The sequence below is a fragment of the Derxia gummosa DSM 723 genome (genome assembly GCF_000482785.1).
Lineage (GTDB): Bacteria > Pseudomonadota > Gammaproteobacteria > Burkholderiales > Burkholderiaceae_E > Derxia > Derxia gummosa.
Map to the genome: position 1 here is coordinate 1 of NZ_AXWS01000003.1, position 24694 is coordinate 24694.

Below are 24694 nucleotides of genomic sequence, written 5' to 3' on the forward strand. Positions count from 1 at the left end.
TGGCGGCGCAGGCCGTCGCGGGTGTCGAAGTCGATGCGAAAGGGCCGGGCGAGCCAGTCGGCCTCGGGCAGGTCGGGGCGGCGGGTGCTGACGTCGAGGGTGAGCTCGAAGAGCTCGCCGACGGCTTCGCGGGCCTGCAGGCGCAGCAGGCGCAGGTCGCCGAGCGCGGCGGGGGCGTGGAGCTGGACGGGACGAGGCATCGGGCGGCGGGGCGGCGTGACGAGGCCGCGATGCTAGGAAGCCCCTCCCTCGCATGCGGGAGGGGCGGGCACGCGAGTCCGTGATCTGTCGCACGAAGTGGATGCCGCTCCGTGGCGGGCACGCCAAAGCCGGCTGCGAGGCCGCGAAGGTGTCGATGCCCGGGGCGAGGCTGATCGGCCCGCGACGCCCGCCGGGCTGACTCGCGCTGGCAGCATGGCGGCCTCGCTCTGTGGAGGTCCGCCGTCATGCCATTCCGTCCTGCGCGCGCGTGCGCCTTGGGGCGCTTTTCCCGTCGTCTGGCCGGCGTGGCCGTGATTGCGGCGGTGCTGTCCGGTTGCGCCACGCCGTTGCCGGGGACGCGCGTGGCGGTGCCGGTCGCCGTGTCGGCGTCGGTCACCGCGGTCGGATCGGCGCCCGCGACGGCCGCCGCGTCGCCCGCCGTCGTTCTTCCTGCGATCGAATTCGCCAGCCGTCCCGGCCACGGCCCCGTCGTCGTGTTCGAGAACGGCCTCGGCGCGTCGATGGGGCGCTGGAGCAAGGTCATCGCCGGGCTCGACGGCGATACCGCCTGGTTCGCCTACAACCGCCCCGGCACCGGCGCGAGCGGCGCGCCCGTCACGCCGCGCGACGGCGAGCACATCGGCGACGAGCTGCGCGCGCTGCTGCGCGGCCAGGGCATCGCGCCGCCGTATGTGCTGGTCGGGCATTCGCTCGGCGGGCTGTACATGCAGGACTTCGCGCGCCGCCATCCCGAGGACGTGGCCGCGCTCGTGCTCGTCGATTCCACCCATCCCACGCAGTTCACCGGCGACATGGCGCTCGACCGCCTGCCCTGGCATGTGCGCGCGGTGCTGTGGCTGTTCGCCTGGGGCACGACGCGCGAGGAGCTGGACCTGAGCATGCCCACCGGCGCCGCCGTGCTCGCGCTGCCGCCGCTCGCCGGCAAGCCGGTGGTGGTGCTGAGCGCCGAGCAGCCGATGCATGACGACTCGCCGCTCGGCCGTCTCGGCGCCGAGAAGCGGCTCGACATCGCGCGGCTGTATCCCGGCTCGGTGCAGCGCTGGGCCGACAGCGGACACGACATCCCCTGGCTGAAGCCGGAGGCGGTGGTGGACGCGATCCGGCTCGCGCGGCAGCTGGCGGGCGAGCCGGCGCGCTGACGGCTGCGTTCGGGTGGCGCCTGACCTATCGGCTCGCGCGCGCGGCGCGGCACTGCCCGGCGGCACGCCATCGCGGCCGGGTCAGACCACCGGCGAGTCCCGCGCCTCCCGCCGATCGCCCGACTGGCACGGCGGCGGCGGGCGCAGGCAGAATGCGCGCCCCGCCGCGCATCCGTGGCGGGTTTTCAGCGCCCGATTACTGGATATAAACTCAGTTCCGGGCGCGCATCCACCAGCAACTCCGGCGTTTCACGGGCGCCCATCGTTCAGCAATCACGCCGGAGCAGGGAGAGTTCACATGGCATCGATCAACAAGGTCATCCTCGTCGGCAACCTCGGCCGCGATCCCGAAGTGCGCTACATGCCCGACGGCAACGCGCTCGCCAACGTCACCATCGCCACCACGCTCAAGTGGAAGGCCAAGGACAGCGGCGATCCGATGGAGGAAACCGAATGGCACCGCGTCGTCTTCCGCGGCCGCCTCGCCGAAATCGTCGGCGAATACCTCAAGAAGGGCAGCTCGGTCTACGTCGAGGGTCGCCTCAAGACGCGCAAGTGGACCGACAAGGAAGGCGTCGAGAAGTACACGACCGAGATCGTCGCCAACGAGATGCAGATGCTCGGCGGCCGTCAGGGCATGGGCGGCGGTGATGAGGGCGGCTACGACGAAGCCCCGCGCGAATCGCGTCCGGCGCGCTCGGGCGGTGGTGGTGGCGGCAGCTTCGGCGGTGGCAATGCCGGCGGCGGTGGCGGTTACGGCGGCGGCTCGCGCGGCGGCGCCTCGCGTCCGGCCCCGGCGCCCGCGCCGCGTCCGCAGCAGTCGTCGTCGAACAGCGGTTTCGACGACATGGATGACGACATCCCGTTCTGATCGCCTTGTCCGCCCCGACGGCGGGCACGCCGATGCGCGTGCTGAGCGTCATCCCCCCGATGACCCAGCTCAACACGCCCTATCCGTCCACCGCCTACCTCACCGGCTTCCTGCGCGCGCGCGGCATCGACGCGGCGCAGGAAGACCTCGCCCTCGCCCTCGTGCTCGCGCTGCTGTCGCCGGCCGGCCTGCGTGACATGCGCGAGCGCGCCGAGGCGATCCCCGCCCGCAAGCGCGGCGAGACAGTCGCCTTCTTTCTCGACAACTTCGCGCGCTACGCGGCGACGATCGCGCCCGTCATCGGCTTCCTGCAGGGCCGCGATCCGACGCTCGCGCACCGCATCGTCGCGGGCGGCTTCCTGCCCGAGGGGCCGCGCTTCGCCGCGCTCGACAACTACATCGACGACGGCAGCGGCGATCCGCTCGGCTGGGCCTTCGGCGCCCTCGGCGCCCAGGACCGCGCGCGCCATCTCGCCACGCTCTACCTCGACGACCTCGCCGACGTGCTGCGCGACGCGGTGGACGGCCGCTTCGAGTTCGTGCGCTACGCCGAATCGCTCGCCGCCGCCCAGCCCACCTTCGAGCCGCTCGCCAAGGCGCTCGCCGCGCCGCCGACGCTCGTCGATGACCGCCTGCGCGCGCTGACCCTCGCCGCGCTCGACAAGCATCGCCCGCGCGTGCTGCTGCTGTCGGTGCCCTTTCCCGGCTCGGTGTACGCGGCCTTCCGCATCGCCCAGACGGCGAAGGCGCATGACCCGGCCATCGTCACCGTGCTCGGCGGCGGCTTCGTCAACACCGAGCTGCGCGAGCTGGCCGAGCCGCGCGTGTTCGACTTCTTCGACTACGTGACCCTCGACGCGGGCGAGCGGCCGCTGATCGCGCTGCTGGAGCATCTCGACGGCCGCCGCTCGCGCGAGCGGCTGGTGCGGACCTTCGTGCGGGAGGCGGCGGGCGAGGGCGGCGCGGCGGGCGGCGCCGACGCCAATCCGGCCGACAAGGGCGTGATGCCTGCCGCCGCGCCGCAAGCCGTCGCAGGCCGCGTGCGCCTCGTCAGCTTCCCCGAACCCGACATCCCCTTCGCCGACATCGGCACGCCCACCTGGGACGGCCTGCCGCTCGGCCGCTACCTGTCGCTGCTCGACATGCTCAACCCGATGCACCGGCTCTGGAGCGACGGGCGCTGGAACAAGCTGACGGTGGCGCACGGCTGCTACTGGAAGAAGTGCAGCTTCTGTGACGTGGGCCTCGACTACATCGGCCGCTACGAGACCGCGTCGGCCGCGCTGCTGGTCGATCGCATCGAGGCGATCGTGGCCGAGACCGGCCAGACCGGCTTCCATTTCGTGGACGAAGCCGCGCCGCCCAAGGCGCTGCGCGCGCTCGCCGAGGAGCTGATCCGGCGCGGCGTCGTCATCACCTGGTGGGGCAACATCCGCTTCGAGAAGAGCTTCACGCCCGAGCTGTGCACGCTGCTCGCCGACAGCGGCTGCATCGCGGTGACGGGCGGGCTGGAGGTGGCGTCCGACCGGCTGCTCAAGCTCATGAACAAGGGCGTGTCGGTCGAGCAGGTCGCGCGCGTGACCAAGGCCTTCACCGAGGCCGGCGTGCTCGTGCATGCCTACCTCATGTACGGCTTCCCCACGCAGACCACGCAGGAGACGGTGGACGCGCTCGACTACGTGCGCCAGCTGTTCGCCAACGGCTGCATCCAGTCGGGCTTCTTCCACCGCTTCGTCTGCACCGTGCATTCGCCGGTCGGGCTGAATCCGGAGCAGTTCGGCGTCAAGCTCAAGCCGCTGCCGGCCATCAGCTTCGCCAAGAACGATGTCGGCTTCGTCGATCCGACCGGCACCGACCACGACCGCCTCGGCGCCGGCCTGCGCAAGGCGATCTACAACTTCATGCACGGCATCGGGCTGGAGGAGGACGTGCGCCAGTGGTTCGACCAGCCGGTGCCGAAGGCGCGGGTCGGGCGCAACGTGATCGCGCGGGCGCTGGGCGAGGGCGGGCGCTGAGGGCTGACGAGTTGCGGGCGACCTGACGCCTGATCGCCCCCGCTCTCGCTATAGGGCAGGGTCCGGTCCGGCCTCCGGCGCGCATCTACCCCGCCAGCGCCCCGAGTTCCTCCACGCTCCCGAACGTCCGCTGCGGCCCGTGCGCCAGCAGCGTGTCGAGCCGCGTATAGCCCCAGGCCACCGCGCCCGCCGCCATCCCCGCCTCACGTGCGGCGTGCAGGTCGGCCACCTGATCGCCGACGAACAGCGCGTCGCGCGGCGCCACGCCCAGCCGGCGCGCGATGCGCCCGAGCCTTGGCGCCTTGCCGAACACCGAAGCGCCGCAGTCCAGCTCGGCAAAGCGCGCGAGCGTCGTCGCGCCGAGCACGCGCTCGACGTTCGCGCGCCCGTTCGAGCTGGCCACCGCGAGCTTCACGCCGCGCGCCGCCAGCCGCGCGAGCGCCGCGTCGATGCCCGCGAACGGCGCGATGCCGTCGGCCTCGCCCATCAGCCGGATGAAGTCCGCCGCCACGCGCGGCAGCTTCCACAGCGGCAGGCCGGTGTGGCGCAGCATCTCGCGCGTGCCGAGCCGGCGCAGCAGCTCGATCTCGTCGTCCGCCACCTCGCGGAATCCGTGCGCCCGCGCGAGCCGGTTGTGCACCGACAGTAAGAAGCCGAAGGAATCGGCAAGCGTGCCGTCGAAGTCGAGGATGACGAGGGCGGGCGGCGTGGACATGAGGGCGGCGGGACTGGGCGAGCGTAGGGCGGGGCGGGCGGACGAAGGCGGGATCGCCGGACAAGGGCAGGCAGAAGCCGGCGGGAGCACGCATCGGCAGCGCCTGCGGGGCCGCGATCACACTACGACCGCGCCCGCCGCCGGTACCGCCCGGCTGTCCGACGGCGCCGATCTTGCTTTTCGACTCCCAGCCGCCATCTGACGCGTCGCCCGGTGGCTATACTCGCCGCCCATTCCAAGTCCCTGATAACAAACGGTCTTCCATCCGACCGCCGCTGTTGGAGCCAGTTATGCCCACCTATGCCTATCGCTGCGAAGCCTGCGGCCATGCCGCCGATGAATGGCTGAAGATGAGCGAAGCCACCGCCGAGCGCACCTGCCCGAGCTGCGGCGCCGCCAGCTACCGCAAGCAGGTGTCCGCGCCCGCTTTCCAGCTCAAGGGCTCGGGCTGGTACGTGACCGATTTCCGTGGCGGCGCCAACAGCAGTTCCAGCCCCGCACCGGCTGAAAAGAAGAGCGAGGACACTCCCGCTCCGGCCTGCGGCGCCTGCGGTTCGCCCGAACCCTGTCCGGCCGCGCCGACCACCGGCAGCTGACGCCGGCTCATCCACCCTCACAGCGGGGCTCGCTTGAAGAAGTACTTCGTCACCGGTCTGCTCATCCTCGTCCCGCTCGTCGTCACCGTCTGGGTGCTGCGCGTCATCGTCGGCACGCTCGACCAGGTGCGCGACTGGCTGCCGCCCAGCCTGCGCTCGGCCACCTACATCCTCGAATGGCCGGGCACGGGCGTGCTGCTGGCGGTGACGATCGTGTTCGTGACCGGGCTGCTGGCGCACAACTTCATCGGCCGGCGCCTGCTCGACTGGTGGGAGAAGCTGCTCGCGCGCATCCCCTTCGTCAGCTCGATCTATTCGAGCGTCAAGCAGGTGAGCGACACCGTGCTGTCGCCCAACGGCCAGGCCTTCCGCAAGGCGGTGCTGGTCGAGTTTCCGCGCCAGGGGGCGTGGACGATCGGCTTTCTGGTCGGCTCGCCGGGTGGCGAGGTGGCGGCGCTGCTCGGCGACGACCAGCAGACGGTGTTCGTGCCGACCGCGCCCAATCCGACCTCGGGCTACCTCATCGTGTTGCCGCCGGCGCAGATCCGCGAGCTGGAGATGTCGATCGACGAGGCGCTGAAGTTCGTGATCTCGCTCGGCGTGGTGGCGCCGGGCAAGACGCCGGGCACGACGATCATCGTGCCGCCGGCCGCGGCCTGAGGCCGGGCGGCGCCCGGTCCGCCGAGGTCATCGCGGCAGCGCCGGCCGTAGCGTCGGCGGCGGTCATCGGCGCGCGCCGGAAGCCCGCAAACCCTTGTGCTATCGTCGCGCGCCTCGCCGCGCGGCCCCGCCTCCGGAGCCGTTGCCGCCCCGCCGCGCCCGCCTTCGCGCGCCGGCAACGCACACCAGATCCGCCGCGCCAGACGCCGTCCCGGCCCGCGAGCGGATCGAGAACAACCTTCGGAGTGACCTCATGCGTACCCATTACACCGGCCTCGTGTCGGCCGAGCAGCTCGGCCAGACCGTCACTCTCTGCGGCTGGGTGCATCGCCGGCGCGACCACGGCGGCGTGATCTTCATCGACCTGCGCGACCGCGAAGGCCTGGCCCAGATCGTCTGCGACCCCGACCGTGCCGAGATGTTCAAGACGGCCGAGAGCGTGCGCAACGAGTTCTGCCTGAAGGTGACCGGCCTCGTGCGCCGCCGCCCCGAGGGCACGGTGAATGCCAACCTCAAGTCGGGCGAGATCGAGGTGCTGGCGCATGAAGTCGAGGTGCTGAACGCGAGCGTCACGCCGCCGTTCCAGCTCGACGACGACAACCTGAGCGAGACCACGCGCCTCACGCACCGCGTGCTCGACCTGCGCCGCCCGTACATGCAGAACAACCTCAAGCTGCGCTACAAGGTGGCGATCGAGGTGCGCAAGTATCTGGACGAGGCCGGCTTCATCGACGTCGAAACGCCGATGCTCACCAAGAGCACGCCCGAAGGCGCGCGCGACTACCTCGTGCCGAGCCGCGTCAACGCCGGCCAGTTCTTCGCGCTGCCGCAGTCGCCGCAGCTGTTCAAGCAGCTGCTGATGGTCGCGGGCTTCGACCGCTACTACCAGATCACCAAGTGCTTCCGCGACGAGGATCTGCGCGCCGACCGCCAGCCCGAGTTCACGCAGATCGACTGCGAAACGTCCTTCCTCGGCGAGCAGGAGATCCGCGACCTGTTCGAGGAAATGATGCGTCACGTCTTCCGCAAGGTGAAGGGCGTGGAGCTGCCGGCGAAGTTCCCGGTCATGACCTACCAGGACGCGATGGCGCTGTACGGCTCGGACAAGCCCGACATGCGCGTCAAGCTCCAGTTCACCGAGCTGACCGACGTGATGAAGGACGTCGATTTCAAGGTGTTCTCGGGCGCGGCCAATTCGGTGGGCGGTCGCGTGGTCGGCCTGCGCATCCCCGGCGGCGCGGAAATGACCCGCTCGGAGATCGACGACTACACCAAGTTCGTCGCGATCTACGGCGCCAAGGGCCTCGCCTACATCAAGGTGAACGAGGTCAAGGAAGGCGCCGAGCTGCGCGCCGGCCTGCAATCGCCGATCGTCAAGAACATCCATGACGCGGCGCTCGCCGAGATCGTCAAGCGCACGGGCGCCCAGGCCGGCGACCTGATCTTCTTCGGCGCCGACAAGGCCAAGGTGGTGAACGACGCGATCGGCGCGCTGCGCGTGAAGATCGGCCACAGCGAATTCGGCAAGAAGAACGGCCTGTTCCAGGGCCAGTGGGAAATCCTCTGGGTCATCGACTTCCCGATGTTCGAATACGACGACGAGGAGCAGCGCTACACCGCCGCCCACCATCCGTTCACGAGCCCGAAGGACGGCCACGAGGACTTCCTCGAAACCGACCCGGGCAAGTGTCTGGCCAAGGCCTACGACATGGTGCTGAACGGCTGGGAACTCGGCGGCGGCTCGGTGCGTATCCACCGTGAGGAAGTGCAGAGCAAGGTCTTCCGCGCGCTCAAGATCGACGCCGAGGAAGCGCGCATCAAGTTCGGCTTCCTGCTCGACGCGCTGCAATACGGCGCGCCGCCGCACGGTGGCCTGGCCTTCGGCCTCGACCGCCTCGTCACGCTGATGACCGGCGCCGAGTCGATCCGCGACGTGATCGCCTTCCCGAAGACCCAGCGCGCGCAATGCCTGCTGACGCAGGCGCCGAGCGCCGTGGACGAGAAGCAGCTCAAGGAGCTGCACATCCGCCTGCGCCCGAGCGAGAAGGCGACGGAAGCGAAGCTGGCGTGATGCCGGCGGGGCGCGTGGCCGTTGCCGCATGCTCCGTCTCTGCTTGCCGGCGTGGCGGCGAACCCGGTTCGCCGCCGCACGAGAAGGCCCCGCGAGGGGCCTTTTTCTTTGCCGGTCCCGAAGGCTCCGGAAGACTGATCCGATGAACCGCCTGCCCGTCGATCCGCCGCCGTCGCGCCCACGCGCCGAAGGCCCGCCGGCGCGCGTGTCCGCCCGGCGCCCGCGCTGGCCGGTCGTGCTCGGCGCGCTCGCGGCCACGCTCGCCTGCGTGCTCGCCTTGCGCGGCTGTCTGCTCGACGCGCGCACCGGCGTGGCGGCGCTCGCCGCCGGGCTGGAGCGCCAGTCGCCCGAGGCGCGGGTGCTGGTCGGCGCCGACGGCTTCCTGCGTGTGCTTCATGCCGACGGCCTCGCGCAGCTGCTCGACCTCGACCCGCTGCAACGCACCTGCGCCAGCCTGCCCGGCAGTTGCGAGGTGGAGATCCGCCGGCTGCTCGGCGTGTTCGCGGCGAGCCGCGCGGAAGGCTTCGCGCGTGATTCGGTCGCCGGCCCGCGCCTGCGGCCCTTCGTGCTCGGCGATGGGGATGACGAGGCGCTCGCCGCGACCGAGCCGCTGGCGGTGGCCGTCGGTGCCGATGCGCCGGCCGCCGGCGATCCGGCGGGCCGCGCGCTGGTGCCGGGCGCCGCATCGACATCGTCGGTCGCCTCCCTGCGCTTCGGCCTCGCGCTGCGCACCGGCGAGGTCATGACCCTCGTCACGCCCGCGCTGCTCGATCGCTGGGGCACGAGCCTCGCCCGCCTGCTGCCCGAGGCCGTCGCCAATCTCGACGCCGATCCCGCGCCGGTGCGGCTCGATCCGCTGCTCATGACCAAGGGTGTCTCGTGGCTGAACGCGCCCGGCGATCCGGCCGCCCAGCTGCTGTCGCCGGCGCGCATGCGGCGACTGCTCGGCGCGATCGGCGACCGCCGCGTCGCCTTCGCGCTGCCGAGACGCGGCTGGCTGCTGCTCGCGCGCGACCGCGAACCCGACCGCGCGGCGCTCGTCGCCGCCGCCGGAATCACCGCGCCGGCGGCCATGCCTCCGGCCGCCGGTGCCGCCGCCGATGCCGCCACCAACCCGCCGGCCACTCCCCGCCCGGCCGCAGCAGCAGTCCGCCCCGCCCGACTGCACCGCTACGCGCTCGACGGCGCCGACCGGCCCCGCCTCGACCCCTGATCCCGCCGTCGCGCCGGGGATCGAGGCTGTCGGCTTTCCGGCCGGGACGTGACTGGCGTAATTTCCCCGCACGCCCTCTTGCCGGACGCAACGCTTTTCCGCCCCAATCGCGTCATGCCCGATACCTTCGTCAAGCCCATCTTCAAGCGGCCCGAATCCGTCCTCGTCGTCATCCACACGGCCGAGCTGGAGGTGCTCATGCTCGAGCGCGCCGACCGCCCCGGCTACTGGCAGAGCGTGACCGGCAGCCGCGACAGCGCCGACGAAACCTGGACCGAGACCGCCGTGCGCGAGGTGCGCGAGGAGACCGGCATCATCGTCGAGCGCCGCGAGCCGCCCGAAGCCGGCGTGCCCGCCAGCGTGCCCGCCGTCAGCCTGCACGACTGGGGGCACGAAGAGCGCTACGAGATCTTTGCCCACTGGCGCCACCGCTACGCGCCCGGCGTCACCCACAACACCGAGCACTGGTTCCGCCTCGTCGTGCCGCGCGACATCCCGGTCACGATCGCCCCGCGCGAGCACACCGCCTGGGTCTGGCTGCCCTGGCGGGAGGCCGCCGAGCGCTGCTTCTCGCCCTCCAACCGCGACGCCATCCTCAAGCTGCCCGAGCTGGTCGGCGCGGGCGCCGCCGTCTGAGGTCATCCGCCGTCATGCCCGATTCCGTCATCGCCGCCATCGCCGCCCGCCGCGCCCTGCGTCCCGCCGCGCCCGAGGCTGCGACCGGCCTGCCGCGCCGGTTGCGCATCGCCACCTACAACATCCACAAGGGGATGACGGCCTTCAACCTGCGCTGCCGCGCGGACGACCTGCGCGTCGCCCTCGCCACGCTGGAGGCCGACATCGTCTTCCTGCAGGAAGTGCAGGAAGTGCATCGGCGCCATGCGCTGCGCTTCGCCAACTGGCCCGCCGAGCCGCAGACGCAATACCTCGCCGGCACCGAATACCACTCGGTCTACGCGCGCAACGCGGTGTACGAGCACGGTCATCACGGCAACGCGGTGCTGGCGTTGCAGCCGTTTGCCGAGGCGCGCAACCACGACGTGTCCGACCACGCCTGGGAAAGCCGCGGCCTGCTGCACGTGGTGCAGCGTCACGGCGCCGACGAGCTGCATCTCGTCAATGTGCACCTGGGCCTGTTCGCGGGCAGCCGGCGGCGCCAGACCGACGCGCTCATCGCGCTGGTCCGCGAGCAGGTGCCCGCCGGCGCCGCGCTGATCATCGCGGGTGATTTCAACGACTGGCACAACCGGCTCAACGAACGCATCTGCGCTGAGCTGGGCGTGTGCGAGGCCATGACCTCGATGCCCGCGCCGCGCGGCGGCCGGCTGCGCGGCCTGCTCGGCGCGGCGCGCGCCCAGGCGCTCGAAGGCCGGCCGGCGCGCACCTTTCCGGCGCTGCTGCCCTGGCTCACGCTCGACCGCATCTATGTGCGCGGCTTCGCGGTCGAGCATGCGGCGGTGATGGGCGGAAGGCTGTGGGCGCGCATGTCCGACCACGCGCCGCTGGTGGCCGACCTGATCGCGGCCGATGCGGCCCGCGGCGTCGTCGATCCGGCGCCGCCCGCCCTGCACGACGCGGAGCGCGCAGGGGGCGCGCATGACGCCCGCCCGGGCACCGCGTCCGAGACCCGCGCCGGATGAACCAGCTCGCCGACCGCCTCGCTCCCAGCCGCGCCCCGCTGCTGCCGGGCAACGCGGTCCGGCTGCTCACGGGCTATGACGAACTCGGCCCCGCGCTGCACGCGGCCTGCGACGCCGCCCGCCGCGAAGTGCAGTTCGAGACCTACATCCTTCATGACGACGAGGCCGGTCAGCGCCTGCTCGACGCCTTCGGCCGCGCGGTCGCGCGCGGCGTGAAGGTGAGGGTGCTGGTCGACGGCTTCGGCTCGGCGCACACCCTGGGCTGGCTGATCGCGCGCTGCCGCGAGCTGGGCGTGGGCCTGCTCGTGTACCGGCCGTTCTCGGCCTGGCGCACGCTGTTCCATCCCAAGGGGTTGAGGCGGCTGCATCGCAAGCTGTGCGTGGTGGATGGCGAACTGCTGTTCTGCGGCGGCATCAACGTGATCGACGACCGGCTCGACATCCATCACGGCCGCTTCGAGCTGCCGCGCCTCGACTACGCGGTGGAAGTGCGCGGCCCGGTCGCTGCGCGCGCGCTCGGCGTCATGCAGACCACCTGGCTGCGCACCGCGCTGCGCCGCGACTGGCGCCGCCAGGTGCGCGACCTCGCGGTCAGCCCCGAACCCTGGCGCGACCTGCGCACGCTCTGGCGCGGCCTGCGCGCGCGCGGCGAGCTGCCCGCCGACACCGACCGTCTCGCGCCCCGGCCGGGCGAGCGCGGCCCGGCCGACGGCGAGGCCGCGCTCGCCGGCATCGCCCCGGCGCCCGATCGCGGGATCGCTGCCGATACGCCGTCCGGCACCGGCGACGGCCCAGGCGCTCCTGGCATCCCCCGCGCCAGCGCCGCGCCGCGCGTCGCCCTCGTGATGCGCGACAACCTGCTCAACCGCCGCGCGATCGAGCGCGTCTATCTCGACGCGATCGGCGCCGCGCGCGAGCGGGTGCTGATCGTCACGCCCTACTTCTATCCGAGCCGGCAGCTGCGGCAGGCCCTCGTGGGCGCGGCACGGCGCGGCGTGCGCGTGGCGTTGCTGCTCCAGGGCCGCTACGACTACCGCATCGCCGCCTGGGCCGCGCGTGCGCTCTACCGCGAGCTGCTCGACGCCGGCGTGCGCATCCGCGAATACACGCCCACCTTCCTGCACGCCAAGGTCGCCTGCGTCGATGCCGACTGGGCCACCGTGGGCAGCTCCAACATCGACCCGTTGTCGCTGCTGTATGCGCGCGAGGCCAACGTGGTCGTGGCCGGCCGCGAGTTCAACGCCGAACTCGCGGCCTCGGTCGAGGCGGCAATGGCGCGCGCCGTGCCCGTGCTCCAGGCGCCGTCGGGCGTGGCCGCGCGGCTCGCGCATCGCGCGGTCGCGCTGGTCGCGCGGCTCGTGATCGGGCTCGCGGGCCAGATCGGCCGGCGCTACTGAGCCGCCCCGCCACGGGAACGAAAGGCCGGCCGATGGATCAGTCACGCATGACCGCCTCCCGCCCCGCCGACCTCGTCGTCCAGCGCCCCGAGGGCCTCTACTGCCCGCCCGGCGATTTCTTCATCGACCCCTGGCGTCCGGTGGACCGCGCCGTCATCACCCACGCCCATTCGGATCACGCCCGCGCCGGCCACGGCCACTACCTCGCCACCGCCATCGGCGAAGGCGTGCTGCGCCAGCGCCTCGGCGACATCCGCCTGCAAACCCTTGCATACGGCGAGACGGTCGAGCACCACGGCGTGCGCATCAGCCTGCATCCGGCCGGCCATGTGCTCGGCAGCGCCCAGGTGCGCATCGAGCACGGCGGCCAGGTGTGGGTCGCGTCGGGCGACTACAAGCTCGACGCCGACCCCACCTGCGCGCCCTTCGAGCCGCTGCGCTGCGACTGCTTCATCACCGAATCCACCTTCGGCCTGCCCATCTACCGCTGGCCCGCGCCGGCCGAGGTCTTCGCCGACATGAACGACTGGTGGCGCGCCAACGTCGCCGCCGGCCGCGCGAGCGTGGTGTTCGCGTATTCCTTCGGCAAGGCGCAGCGCGTGCTCGCGGGCGTCGATGCGTCCATCGGGCCGATCGTCGTGCACGGCGCGGTCGAGGCGCTCGACCGCGCCTATCGCGCGGCCGGCGTCGCGCTGCCGCCCACTTTGCTCGTGACCGACTTCAAGGACCGCAAGGCGCTCGCGGGCGCGCTCGTCGTCGCGCCGCCGTCGGCCGCCGGCAGCCCGTGGATGCGCCGTTTCGGCGAGGCGTCGGACGGCTTCGCCTCGGGCTGGATGCGGCTGCGCGGCGCGCGCCGGCGTCGCGCGCTCGACCGCGGCTTCGTGCTGTCCGACCACGCCGACTGGCCCGGCCTCATGACCGCCATCCGCGCGACCGGCGCCGGACGCGTGATCGTCACCCACGGCTACGAGGCGCCGATGCTGCGCTGGCTGCGCGAGAACGGCCTCGACGCCGGCGTCTTCGCCACCGAGTACGGCGACGAGGAGCGCGCCGATGTCGCGGCGGCCGAGCCTGCGGTGCCCGACGTGCCCGATGTGCCCGCGCTCGCGTCCGCCAGCCGCGCGCCCCGCCACGCCGACGACCGCACCGACGACCACGATCCCACCCCCGTCGCATCCGCACTGCCCGGCGCGCCCGACGCGGGTTAGGCTGGTGCATCGCGCCAGTCGCGCGGCGCGCCCGCTGCCCGGCGCCGCGCCGGCCGCGCATCCCTCGCCGTCCATCCTCCGGAGGCCGTCATGACCACCCGCGCCGAAAGCTCCGCGCCATGAGCGCCCAGCCGAGCAACCCGTCCGACCACCATTCGCTGCGCGAACTGGCCGCCCGCGTCGTGCGCACCTGGCAGCCGGCCTGCTGGTTCGGCTTCATCGTCGAAGCCATCCCGGAAGAAGGCGGCGAGGAGGACGGCGAGCCGGTGCAGCATCCGGCGCACTTTCTCGTCGCCGCCTGGCCGCCTGTCGACGCGCCGCCGCTGCCGCTGATGCCGGCCGGCGCGGCCATCGTCAGTCGCCATGTCGTGCATGCCGCCGCCGAGCTGCTGCGACTCGTGCCGCGCGACGTGCCCATCGTCATGCTCGGCCGCGATTCCGTTAACACCATGCTCGTCGCCGACATGATCCTGGCCGGCGACCGCAACCTCGACGGCTGGTACCGCGAGCGGCTCGAAACCTTTGCCGAAGCCGAGCGCCGCAACTGGCGCCTCGAAATCGGCCGCGACTACTCCGACCGTGACGAGGGCTTCGAGCGCTTCAAGCAGCGCATCCTCGGGCAGGCGCCCTGAACGCGGCGCGGCAATGCCCGCCGACTACAATCGCCGCGCTTCTTCAGCACGAAAGGTTGATGTGAACAACAGGTTTCGCCGGGCCTTCGCGACCACCTCGGTCGCGGCCCTGATCGCGGCGGCACTGGCCGCCTGTGGCGGCGGCAACGGCAGCTCCGCCGAGCCGCCCACCGACCTCGCCGTCACCGGCGGCGACGGCCGTGTCGTCGCCACCTTCACGGCCAAGTCCGGTGTCGAGTACTGGCTGTTCTATGCGCGCGACGCGAGCATCAGCAAGTCGAACTGGGTGTCGCTCACGGGCAATGGCTCGATCGTCAATGCCAGCAGCCCGCAGGTGGTCTGCTCGCAGTACAACGACCTGAGCGTGTGGTTCGCCGCCGACGGCCGCACCGACGGCGGCCCGGGCGGCGCCTTCAGCACCGTCCAGCGCGCCGACCTGCGCGCCGCCGGCGCCACCTGGCGCGCGCTTGCCAGCGGCCCGACCGCGCTCAACGGCATCGGCTTCGCAGCCGAGCGCAGCTGCCCGACCAACGGCAGCCTCTACACCGGCACCTACTACGGCGTCGGTCCCGGCGGGGCGATCTGGAAGGTGAGCGATGCCGACCTCTACGCCGGCTGGGCCGGCCTGGGCGGCGCGAGCGCGGCGGGCTGGACCGCCGTCACCACGCCCACCGGCTTCACCGACGACCTCTACGCCGTCTCGACCTACACCGCCTCGCTCAACGCCAGCTCGCCGAGCATGGTCTGGCTGGCCGTGGGCGCGGGCGGCGCGGCGCTGCACAGCACCGACGGGACGAACTGGAGCGTGACGCGCGCCGCCAGCGGCAGCCATGCCGCCATGCGCGCCATCACCAAGGTCGGCAGCACTTTCATCGTCGTGGGCGACAACGGCACGATCGAATCGACCGTCGACGGCAGCACCTGGAGCACGCTCACCTCGGGCACCACGGCCAATCTCACCGGCGTCACCTACGGCAACGGCCGGCTCGTGGCGGTGGGCGAGCGCGGCACCGTCATCCAGAGCACCGACGGCGGCGGCAGCTGGTCGGCCGTGACGATGGCGACCGGCAGCAGCGCGCCGACGGCCGATCTCGCGGCCGTGGCCTACGGCAGCTACGACATCAACGGCGGCACCGCCACGCTCACGAGCATCAACACATTCGTGGCCGTGGGCGCCAACGGCACGATCCTGCGCAGCACCGACGGCGGTTCGACCTGGACCGACATCAGCAGCACGGCAGGCGCCGGCGGCAGCAACCTCACCGGCGTGGCCTACACCTCGCGCTTCGTGGCGGTGGATGCAAGCGGCGCGGCCTGGACCAGCCGCCTCGGCGATACCTGGACCAGCCAGGGCTCGGCCGTGACCGGCGGCGCGAGCCGCATCGTCGCCAACTCGGCCGGCTATCTCGCGGTCGGCGCCTCGGGCGCGGCGGGCGTCGCCTACTGATGGCGACGGGCGGCGTGAAGCTCGCGGGCGCGGCAGTCGCGCTGATCGCGGGCCTGCTGGCCGGCGGCGCGCTGGCGGAGGCGGCCGCGCCGGCCACGGCGGCCTCCGACGGCGCCAGCGTCCACGCCGGGGTCGCGGCCGCGCGCATCGCCCCGCTCGCCGCCAACTGCCTCGTCTGCCACCCGGCCCGGCCCGCCGACCTGCGCGGGCTCGACCGGCCGCTGGTGCCGCTGGCCGATCTCGGCCGGCTGCCGCCGGATCGCATCGAAGCGGCCTTGCGCGCCTTCCGCGCCAATGCCGCCGCCGGCACCGTCATGCCGCGCATCGCGCGCGCGCTCGACGATGCCGACATCGCCGCGCTGGCCACGGCCTTCGCGCCGCCGGCCCGCTGACACGCGCGGCCTTTTCCCTCTCCAACGCGCCCGAGTCGCCGGAGTCGCGCATGAATCCTCGTTTCCTGCCGGCGCGGCGGCGTCTGATCGCGGCCGGGTTGTCGGCGTTCGCCAGCGCCACGGCCACCGCGGAAGCCGCGAGTCCGGCGCCGGGCGCCTCCGCATCCTCGTCCGGCGCGACGCCAGCCACCGGCGCGCGGGCCGACCGCATCGCGCCGGCCCGCGCCGCGTCCGCGTTGCGCCATGCGCCGGCCGCGCACGTCGTCATCGTCGGCGGCGGCTTCGCGGGCGGCGCCTGCGCGCGCTGGCTCAAGCGGCTCGCGCCCGCGCTCGACATCACGCTCGTCGAGCCGCGCGCGAGCTTCGTCACCGGCCCGATGTCGAACGCGCTGCTCGCGGGCATCGCCCGGCCGGCGGCGGTCACGCACGGGCCGGCGGCGCTCGCGGCCGAGGGCATCCGCGTGGTCGCGCAGGCGGCGACGGCGATCGACCCCGCAGCGCTCGCCGTCACCCTCGCCGACGGCCGCGTGCTGCGCGCCGACCGGCTCGTCGTCGCGCCGGGCATCGCGCCGCGCTTCGGCGGCATCGACGGGCTCGACGAGACGACCACCGACCTCATGCCCCACGGCTGGCTCGGCGGCGCGCAGTTCGAGCTGCTGCGCCGCCGCTTCGCCGATCTGCGCGACGGCGCCACCGTCGTCATCGGCGCGCCGCAGAACCCCTACCGCTGCCCGCCCGGCCCCTACGAGCGCGCCAGCCTCATGGCCTGGGCGCTCGCGCGGCGCATGCGGCAGTTCCGCATCGTCATCGCCGACGCCAAGGACGACTTCACCAAGCGCCGCCTGTTCCAGCTCGCCTGGGACGAGCGCCATCCCGGCCACATCGAATGGATCGCGCGCGCGGCCGGCGGCGAAGTGACCGGCGTGGACGCACGCGCCGGCGAAGTGCGCCTCGCCAACGGCGAACGCCTGCGCGCCGACCTCGCCTGCATCGTCCCGCCGCAGCGCGCGGCGGCGATCGCGGCCGCCGCCGACCTCACCGACGCGAGCGGCTGGTGCCCGGTCGATCCGGCCGATTTCCGCTCGCAGCGCCATGCCGGCGTGCATGTGCTCGGCGACGCGGCCATCGCCCAGCCGATGCCGAAGTCGGCGTTCTCGGCGGTGAGCCAGGCGCGGCTGTGCGCGGCGGCGATCGCGGCCGAACTGGCCGGCGCGCCCGCGCCCGAGCCGAGGCTGGTCAACACCTGCTACAGCCTCGTCGCGCCCGACGCGGCCATCTCGGTGAGCGCGGTGTACGGCGTCGCCAACCGGCAGGTGAACGTGGTGAGCGAGGGCCAGAGCGAGCTGGCGGCCGGCGCGGACGTGCGCGCGGCCGAGGCGCAGGCGGCCTGGGCGGTGTACGCGGGGCTGGTGGGGGCGAGCTTCGGCGGGTGAGGGCGGGCCTCGGCAGCCGAGGGCGGGCCTCGACGAGTGAAGGCGGCTGGCCGGCTCCGGGCGGCGCGGGGCTGATCGGCAAGCTCATGCCGAATTGCGAACTGAAATTGCACATCGCGGATGCGGCTGCCGCTCATGTCGCATCCACCTCAACCGACAGCTGCGACACCTGTCGCAGCCCGATCCGCCGCCTGCCGTGCGGCGCCGCCGCATCCGGCATGCGGATGCCGCTTCCGCAGCCTTCTGCGCGCCGTTTGCCGTCTTGCGGCGGCGCGCCATCCGCCGCTCGCCGCGTGTCGGCCGATGCTGCGCCGCACATGGCACGCCTCCTGCCATCCGCGCCTGCGCCGCGCGCCGCTTCGGGACATCCCGCAGGACAAGCCCGCCCCGCACCCCCGATCCTCGGCAACGGAGGGACCACCCAACATGACCGGCCGCGAGCAGTGCGCAGGCCGGCGGCGCGAGGAGCAAGACATGGTTTCACCCGCAGAACGTGCGCGACACATCGACAACGTGTTCTCGATGGTCGCTAGGCCCGAGGCCGAGGCGACGCAGACCGTCCACCCCGAGGCCACGCCGCTCTACCGCAGCTGGGCGCGCTGCGTGACCACGCACGGCCTCGACCCGGCCCGACCCACGCCGGCGCGCATCCTGCCGCAGCAGCAGGTGCGCGAGCACCGCGAGCGGCTCGACGACTTCCTGCGCGTCGCGCGCTCGGGCATGGAGGACATGTATTCGCGCGTCGCCGACCTCGGCTACATGCTGCTGCTCACCGACGCCGCCGGCATCACCGTCGACTACATCGGCAACCCGTCGCAGGAAGACGAACTGCGCGGCGCCGGCCTCTACCTCGGCGCCGACTGGAACGAGGCCCACGCGGGCACCTGCGGCGTCGGCACCTGCCTGATCGAGCGCCGGCCCATCACCTGCCACCAGGCCGAGCATTTCGACGCCACGCACATCGCGCTCACCTGCTCGTCGGCGCCGCTGTTCGACCCGACCGGCGAACTGCTCGCGGTGCTGGATGTGTCGGCGCTGCGCTCGCCCGTCGGCCGCGACAGCCAGCATCTGGCCTTCCAGCTCGCCTGCATGTACGCCCAGCGCATCGAGGATGCGAACTTCCTGCGCCACTTCCGCCGCCACTGGATCCTGAGGCTCGGGCGCGGCGCGGGGCTGGTGGATGTGTCGGGCGAAGTCATCTTCGCCTTCGACGAGGACGGCGTGATCGCCGGCGCCAATTCGGGCGCGCGGGCGCGGGCCTGGGGCATGGCCGGGCTGCCGGGGCAGTCGCCGGTCGGGCGCTCGCTGTTCGAGCTGTTTCCGGCGGCGGCCGACGGCATCTGGCGGCTCGCGCGCGAAGGGCGCGGCATCGACGAGATCGTGCTCGGCGGCGAGGCCGGCCGGCGCTGGTACGCGACCGCCAGCCCGCCGCGCGAACGCTGGCGCGAGTCGGCGAGCGCGCTCGGGCGCGGCGTGAGGGAGGCGGTGGATGCGGTGCAGGCGCGGCGGGTGGGCGTGTCGGGCGGCGCTGCAAGCCTTTGCAACGCCGGGATGTCCGGCCACGACGGCGACGCCATGCCGGCCGGCGCCGTCCCGCGCGACGCCCGCCTCGGGCACGCCGGCGCGCAATCCGCCGCCCGCGACGACGCCCTCGCCATCGGCCCGGTCGCCGCGCGCAGCCCGCGCGCGCCACAGGCACCGCGCCATCCCACGCTCGACCGCCTCGCCGGCGACGACCCCGCCATGACCCGCCTCGTCGCCCAGGTGCGCCGGCTCGCGAGCTGGCGCATGAACGTGCTCGTGCACGGCGAGACCGGCGCCGGCAAGGAGGTGCTCGCGCGCGCCATCCATGCGGCCGGCCCGCGCGCCGAGCGGCCCTTCGTCGCGATCAACTGCGCCGCCATCCCCGACTCGCTCATCGAGAGCGAACTGTTCGGCTACCTGCCCGGCAGCTTCACCGGCGGCCGGGCCAAGGGCGCGCGCGGCCTCATCCAGCAGGCCGACGGCGGCACGCTCTTCCTCGACGAGATCGGCGACATGCCGCTGCACCTGCAAACCCGGCTGCTGCGCGTCATCAGCGAGGGCGAGGTGCTGCCGATCGGCGCCGACAAGCCGGTGCCGGTGGACCTCGCCATCGTCGCCGCCACCCACCGCGAACTGCGCGAGCGCGTCGCGGCCGGAACGTTCCGCGAAGACCTCTACTACCGCCTCGCCGGCGCGACGCTGCGCCTGCCCGCGCTGCGCGACCGCGCCGACCGGCAATGGCTGATCGCCCAGCTCTATGCCGACGAAGCTGCGGCGGCGGGCGGGCACGCCGGCATCACCGAGGCCGCGCTCGCACGCCTGCTCGCGCACGACTGGCCCGGCAACCTGCGCGAGCTGCGCAACGTGCTGCGGCTGGCGATCGTGTACAGCGGAGCGGGGCCGGTCGAGGCGGAGCACTTGCCGGAGGAGGTCGGCGCGGGCGGGATGCGCTCGGGTGCGCGTGCGGGCATGGCTGGCGGCGCCGGAAGGTCGGGCGTCGCAAGCGGCCCGGGCATCGAAAGCGACGCCGCACATCCGCACGCGCCGGACGACGGCGCCTCAGCCGGCGCCTCTTCCATCGCCGCCGGCTTCGCCGCGAGCCGCCGCGCCCCCGCCGCCGGCCACGTCGATGCAAGCGCTGTCAGCCTCGGTGACGGTGATGTCCACCGCCTCGTCGAAGCCCTGCGCCGCAACCGCTGGAACGTGAGCACGACCGCGCGCGAACTGGCCATCTGCCGCGCGACGATCTACCGGCAGATGAAGCGCCACGGCATCGTCAGCCCCAATCATCAGTAGCGTCGCCCGGCCCGGTAGCGCCGGGTGGCGGTGAAGCGGCCCGCTGTCGCGCGGGCTGGCGTCGCAATCGCCGCCCGGCGGGCGCGCGTGGCACACGGCCCCGCGCACCCTCGGCCGCGCCGCCTCAGAAGGTGTGGTTGATCCCCAGGTTCAGCAGCACCGTCTTGGCGCCCGCCTGCGGAATGCCCGAGGCGACGATGCTGGTCTTGATCGTCGCGCCCGGCTTCGCGTCCACCCACGCGGCCTGGGCGTAGAGCGTCGTGCGCTTGCTCAGCGCGTGGTCGTTGCTGATGACGAGGTTGTGCGTGGCGTCGTCACGGTGCAGCTGGTCGCGGTTGTCGTACCAGGCCAGCGTCGCGGTGTTGGCCGGGCTCCAGCGCCAGTCGGCGCCCACGCCCCAGGCGTTCACGTTCGACAGCTCGGCGCCGGCCGCGTCGTCGTTGCGCGCCTTCAGGAAGTTGGCCTTGAAGCTGAAGGCGTCCACCGGCAGCGCCGCGCCCAGGCCCCATTGCCGCACCGTCGCATGACCGCTGGTCTGGTCCTTCATGAACTGGTAGCTGCCCGACAGCACGACCGGCCCGCGATACGTGAGCCCCAGCGCGCCGATGCTGTTGCGCGACAGGCTGCCCGCCTGCTCGCCGAACGACCAGGCGATGCCGCCTTCCACCGGGCCGACCGTCGCGCGGTACTGCACCGCGTTCTTCAGGAAGATGCCGACATCGTTGTTGGTGTTGATGCCGACCGTCGGGTCCGCCGTCGAGGCGAACTGGTTGTAGGCCCAGGCGTAGAGGTTGGAGAACTGCTCCTTGAAGGCGCGCGGCTCGGTGTCGATGTGCGCGAGCAGCGCCGGCCCGTACTGCCGCCCGACGATCACCTTGCCCCAGCCGCCTTCGAGGCCGACGTTGGCCTGGCGCCGGAACAGGATCGTGCCCGAGCCCGGCGCGTCGCCGGTGCCGTGCAGCGCGCCGGTGTCGGTGTCGAAATGCGATTCGAGGTTGAAGAAGCTGCGCAGGCCGTCGCCGAGGTCTTCCGTGCCGCGAAAGCCGATCACGCTCTGGCGCAGGCCACTGGTCTCGACGCGCGTGAGGCTCTTGCCGCCGGGCGAATGGTTCTGCGTCAGCACGCCGGCGTCGATGATCCCGTAGATCGTGACGCTCGACGACTGGGCCTGGGCCGCGCCGCAGGCGGCGAACAGCGCGAGCGCCGTGGCGCTGGCGGGCGCGCCACGACGGACGCGGGCGGGCAGGGCGGGGATGTGGGGCATGTGTCTTCTCCAGGGCGTTGCGCTCGGCCGGGCGCGGATGCGGGGCCGGCGGGCCTCTCGTGCGGAGGCCGCGCAAGGGGCGAGGGGCAGCGTCCGTGCCATTGCGGCGCGCGCCGGCGGTCCGGTGGCGATGTGCCCGATGCCGGGCCGCGCATGCCGGCACGGCTGCTGCGCCGCGATGCCGGTGCGTGCGCTCGCGCCATGCCGAGCGGCAGGGCACTTTGCCCGCGCAGCTTCAAGATTCATTTCAGGTGCGACTTTTGCGGCGCTGCGGCATCGGCACGACGGTGCGACAGAGCGCGCCAAGGCAGCGTCGCGCGACTGTCGCCGTCGCTGCTTCACCTGTCGCGCGCCACCGCGACAGATGCGCTGCCTGCGACAGCCGTCACCGCCGTCGCGGCAAGGCCTTGCAAAGCATTGCAAGGAAGTTTTCCCGAGGGAAACGCTCGGTCACCGCCGTCGCGGGGCGTTCACCTGCCCGAGTGGCACGGAAGCTGCCGTTCAGGCATCGGCCCCGCCGCATCGGGCGGCCGGCGCGAGAGACGACCACCACATCGCAAGCCTTCGGAGACACCACCGTGACCCACCAACCCATCCCTGGGCGCCGCCGCCTGTTCGCGGCCACCCTCACCACGCTCGCCACGAGCGTCGCCGCGCTGCTCGTGGCCACCGCCCAGGCCGCCGCGCCCGCCGGCCCCGGCTGGGACGATCCCAATAACTGGCCCCAGTACCACCGCAGCTACAACGCCTGGCGCTTCAGCCCGCTCGCGCAGATCAACAAGGACAACGTCAAGCGCCTGCACGTCGCCTGGATTCACCAGCCCGGCGCGATCACCCACGGCCTCCAGGCCACGCCCATCGTCATCGACGGCGTCATGTACACGATCGCGGCCGACAACAACGTGTTCGCGCTCGACGCCGCCACCGGCAAGATCCTCTGGCGCTACACCGCCAAGCTCGCGCCCGAGGCCAAGCAGGTGTTCTATCAATCGGCCAGCCGGGGCGTGACCGTGGGGCGCGGCAAGGTGTTCATCGGCTCGCTCGACGGCCGCTTCATCGCGCTCGACCAGAAAACCGGCAAGGAGCTGTGGAGCACCAAGCTCACCGACCAGAAGAAGGAATTCGGCGCGCTGTTCTCGTCGCCGCCCCAGCTCGCGGGCGACGTGCTGTTCGGCGGCACGACGGGTGGCGACCAGCCCGTGGTCGGCAAGATCTTCGCCGTCAATGCCGACACCGGCGAGCGCGTCTGGACCTTCGAGATCCCGCGCGACGACCCCAAGAGCTGGCCCGGCGACAGCCGCCTGCGCGGCGGCGGCTCGGCCTGGCTGCCGGGCACCTACGACCCGACCACCGACACCATCTACATCGGCACCAGCAACGCCGCGCCCGACTTCAACCGCGACGACCGCATGGGCGACAACCTCTACACCGCGACCCTGCTCGCGCTGGAGCCGAAGACCGGCAGGATCAAGTGGCACCGCCAGGAAGTGCCCAACGACACCTGGGACTTCGACGCCGCCTACGAGTCGCTGCTCGTGCCCGACGGCAAGGGCGGCCAGAGCCTCGTGCACCTCAACAAGAACGGCTTCGTGTACGTGATGGACAAGGACAGCGGCGCGATCCGCAACGTCTGGCAGTACACCGAGAACATGAACTGGGCCAAGGGCGTGGACCCCAAGACCGGCCAGCCCATCGACCCCAATCCGCCCGAGACCGGCAAGCAGAAGCTGCACTGCCCCAACCTGCTCGGCGCGCGCAGCTGGAATCACGGCGCCTATAACCCGCAAACGAAACTCTGGTATTCGAGCGGCATGGAGGTGTGCAACACCGTGACGAGCGACCGGCAGGCGCCGCTGGTCGCGATGAGCCAGCTCTCGCTCGGGCTGTCCGAAATCACCCTCGTCGATCCGCCCGGCAAGAAGGCCGACGGCTGGATCGGCGCCTTCGATCCGCTCACCGGCAAGCCGGCGTGGAAGGTGCGCTTCGACCTGCCGCCGCTCAGCTCGGTGCTCGCGACGGCGGGCGGCCTCGTGTTCAGCGGCGACATGCGCGGCAACCTCTACGCCTTCGACGCCGACAACGGCAAGGAACTGTGGAAGTTCGAGGCCGGCTCGGGCGCGCGCGGCGGGCCGATCAGCTATGCGGTCAAGGGCAAGCAGTACATCGCCATCCCGACCGGCCTCGGCTCGCACGCGCCGGGCTTCCTGACCGGCGCCTTCCCCGAGATCCGCGACCTGCCCGGCGGCGCGGCGCTGCTCGTGTTCACGGTGGATTGAGATGCGGCACGACAAACCTGATGCAAAGGATTGCAAGACCGGCGAGGACGCGCCGATGACCGACGCGGCCAACGCTGCCCGGTCGCCGGGGCGGCGCGGTCCGGTCGCGGCGCTGGTCATCGCCGGCGCGCTGCTCGCGGCGAGCGTCGCGGCGCTGGCCCACACCAGTCCGCCGCCGCCCGAGCCGACCGCCGCGCCCGGCGCGCCGCCCTTCGACCTCGCCGACCCGGCGCGCATCGACGCCGGCCGCAAGCGCTTCAACCAGACCTGCGCCGCCTACTGCCACGGCAACGGCGGCGAGGGCGGCAAGGCGCCCAACTTCAAGGGCCGGCCGGACTTCGTGCCCGAAGCCGCCTTCGAGACCATCACCAACGGCCGCAACAGCGGCGCCGACGTGATGCCGCCCTGGGGCACGGCCTTCTCGCCCGAGCAGATCTGGGAGCTGGTCGCCTATCTGCGCCAGCTCTCGACCGAGGCGCCGACACGCTGACGCGCCCGCTGCTTCTCCTCCGTTCCACTCCACTTCGGGCCGCCTTGTGCGGCCTGTTTTTTTGGGGCTGCCGAGGATGCCGGTGGTTCGGCCGAGTGCCTGCTGGCGGCCGCCTAGGGCAAATGCCGCACCCTTGTCAGTGCCGGATCGTCCGTCCAGATTCGTCGCAACTTTGGGGTCGATTGCCTCGCAG

General features: G+C 72.5%; 21 protein-coding genes. 18 read left to right on the forward strand and 3 right to left on the reverse strand.

Translation table 11 applies throughout. The annotated features are described in order from the left end of the window. Nucleotides 1-200 (reverse strand): hypothetical protein (locus H566_RS22065; protein ID WP_034410132.1); only part of this gene is annotated, 200 nt, incomplete at its 3' end. Between the two features lie 276 nt (nucleotides 201-476). Here H566_RS22065 and H566_RS22070 point away from each other — a divergent pair. The 3 genes from H566_RS22070 to H566_RS0100750 all read left to right on the forward strand — a co-directional run bounded on the left by H566_RS22070 (nucleotide 477) and on the right by H566_RS0100750 (nucleotide 4247). Beyond that, the gene (locus tag H566_RS22070; RefSeq protein ID WP_211238023.1) at nucleotides 477-1361 is read left to right on the forward strand and encodes an alpha/beta fold hydrolase; all 885 of its coding nucleotides are present in this window, start codon (nucleotides 477-479) and stop codon (nucleotides 1359-1361) included. Between the two features lie 298 nt (nucleotides 1362-1659). Further along, on the forward strand, nucleotides 1660-2232 hold the full coding sequence (gene ssb / locus H566_RS0100745) for a single-stranded DNA-binding protein (RefSeq protein ID WP_028309935.1): 573 nt from the start codon (nucleotides 1660-1662) through the stop codon (nucleotides 2230-2232). Between the two features lie 32 nt (nucleotides 2233-2264). Further along, the gene (locus H566_RS0100750; protein ID WP_034410135.1) at nucleotides 2265-4247 is read left to right on the forward strand and encodes a B12-binding domain-containing radical SAM protein; all 1983 of its coding nucleotides are present in this window, start codon (nucleotides 2265-2267) and stop codon (nucleotides 4245-4247) included. Nucleotides 4248-4332: 85 nt separating this feature from the next. Here the strand turns inward: H566_RS0100750 and H566_RS0100755 are convergent, their stop codons facing one another. Then, nucleotides 4333-4962, reverse strand: a complete 630-nt coding sequence (locus H566_RS0100755; RefSeq protein ID WP_028309937.1) for an HAD hydrolase-like protein — start codon at nucleotides 4960-4962, stop codon at nucleotides 4333-4335. Nucleotides 4963-5252: 290 nt separating this feature from the next. Here H566_RS0100755 and H566_RS22075 point away from each other — a divergent pair, with 290 nt between their 5' ends. From H566_RS22075 to H566_RS29815, 13 genes are all read left to right on the forward strand, one after another. Continuing rightward, nucleotides 5253-5558 (forward strand): FmdB family zinc ribbon protein, encoded by a 306-nt coding sequence (locus H566_RS22075; protein ID WP_034410139.1) that lies wholly within the window; start codon nucleotides 5253-5255, stop codon nucleotides 5556-5558. Nucleotides 5559-5591: 33 nt separating this feature from the next. Continuing rightward, complete coding sequence (locus H566_RS0100770) at nucleotides 5592-6218, forward strand: DUF502 domain-containing protein (RefSeq protein ID WP_028309939.1); 627 nt, start codon at nucleotides 5592-5594, stop codon at nucleotides 6216-6218. Nucleotides 6219-6471: 253 nt separating this feature from the next. After that, nucleotides 6472-8289, forward strand: coding sequence for an aspartate--tRNA ligase (gene aspS / locus H566_RS0100775; RefSeq protein ID WP_028309940.1), 1818 nt, complete (start codon nucleotides 6472-6474; stop codon nucleotides 8287-8289). 142 nt (nucleotides 8290-8431) lie between these two features. After that, the gene (locus H566_RS0100780) at nucleotides 8432-9502 is read left to right on the forward strand and encodes a DUF1444 domain-containing protein (protein WP_028309941.1); all 1071 of its coding nucleotides are present in this window, start codon (nucleotides 8432-8434) and stop codon (nucleotides 9500-9502) included. 114 nt (nucleotides 9503-9616) lie between these two features. Beyond that, nucleotides 9617-10138: a dihydroneopterin triphosphate diphosphatase gene (nudB, locus tag H566_RS0100785; protein WP_028309942.1), complete on the forward strand. Its 522-nt coding sequence runs from the start codon at nucleotides 9617-9619 to the stop codon at nucleotides 10136-10138. Nucleotides 10139-10152: 14 nt separating this feature from the next. Next, nucleotides 10153-11142, forward strand: a complete 990-nt coding sequence (locus H566_RS22080) for an endonuclease/exonuclease/phosphatase family protein (RefSeq protein ID WP_084544594.1) — start codon at nucleotides 10153-10155, stop codon at nucleotides 11140-11142. Next, a complete protein-coding gene (locus tag H566_RS22085) occupies nucleotides 11139-12539 on the forward strand; it encodes a phospholipase D-like domain-containing protein (protein WP_051377758.1) in 1401 nt (466 codons plus the stop codon). Before H566_RS22080 ends, H566_RS22085 begins: the two co-directional genes overlap by 4 nt. 47 nt (nucleotides 12540-12586) lie before the next feature. Then, nucleotides 12587-13747, forward strand: coding sequence for a ligase-associated DNA damage response exonuclease (locus H566_RS27040; RefSeq protein WP_139826435.1), 1161 nt, complete (start codon nucleotides 12587-12589; stop codon nucleotides 13745-13747). Nucleotides 13748-13866: 119 nt separating this feature from the next. Then, nucleotides 13867-14379 carry a hypothetical protein gene (locus tag H566_RS0100805; protein ID WP_028309943.1) on the forward strand — a complete coding sequence of 171 codons (513 nt, stop codon included), beginning with the start codon at nucleotides 13867-13869 and terminating at the stop codon, nucleotides 14377-14379. A 61-nt stretch (nucleotides 14380-14440) separates the two neighbouring features. Continuing rightward, nucleotides 14441-15826, forward strand: a complete 1386-nt coding sequence (locus H566_RS27045) for a WD40/YVTN/BNR-like repeat-containing protein (protein ID WP_051377760.1) — start codon at nucleotides 14441-14443, stop codon at nucleotides 15824-15826. Next, nucleotides 15826-16218: a c-type cytochrome gene (locus H566_RS22095; RefSeq protein WP_034410143.1), complete on the forward strand. Its 393-nt coding sequence runs from the start codon at nucleotides 15826-15828 to the stop codon at nucleotides 16216-16218. Before H566_RS27045 ends, H566_RS22095 begins: the two co-directional genes overlap by 1 nt. A gap of 50 nt (nucleotides 16219-16268) precedes the next feature. Continuing rightward, nucleotides 16269-17651, forward strand: coding sequence for an FAD-dependent oxidoreductase (locus H566_RS22100; protein ID WP_156924245.1), 1383 nt, complete (start codon nucleotides 16269-16271; stop codon nucleotides 17649-17651). A gap of 474 nt (nucleotides 17652-18125) precedes the next feature. Then, on the forward strand, nucleotides 18126-20471 hold the full coding sequence (locus H566_RS29815; RefSeq protein ID WP_028309944.1) for a sigma-54-dependent Fis family transcriptional regulator: 2346 nt from the start codon (nucleotides 18126-18128) through the stop codon (nucleotides 20469-20471). Nucleotides 20472-20595: 124 nt separating this feature from the next. Here the strand turns inward: H566_RS29815 and H566_RS0100830 are convergent, their stop codons facing one another. Then, complete coding sequence (locus tag H566_RS0100830; protein WP_028309945.1) at nucleotides 20596-21735, reverse strand: porin; 1140 nt, start codon at nucleotides 21733-21735, stop codon at nucleotides 20596-20598. 578 nt (nucleotides 21736-22313) lie between these two features. On the opposite strand from H566_RS0100830, the gene H566_RS0100835 reads away from it, so the two are divergent. Together H566_RS0100835 and H566_RS0100840 are read left to right on the forward strand one after the other, a co-directional pair. Continuing rightward, nucleotides 22314-24011 (forward strand): pyrroloquinoline quinone-dependent dehydrogenase, encoded by a 1698-nt coding sequence (locus H566_RS0100835; protein ID WP_245591254.1) that lies wholly within the window; start codon nucleotides 22314-22316, stop codon nucleotides 24009-24011. A gap of 55 nt (nucleotides 24012-24066) precedes the next feature. After that, complete coding sequence (locus H566_RS0100840; RefSeq protein WP_028309947.1) at nucleotides 24067-24501, forward strand: c-type cytochrome; 435 nt, start codon at nucleotides 24067-24069, stop codon at nucleotides 24499-24501. Nucleotides 24502-24694: the final 193 nt, after the last annotated feature.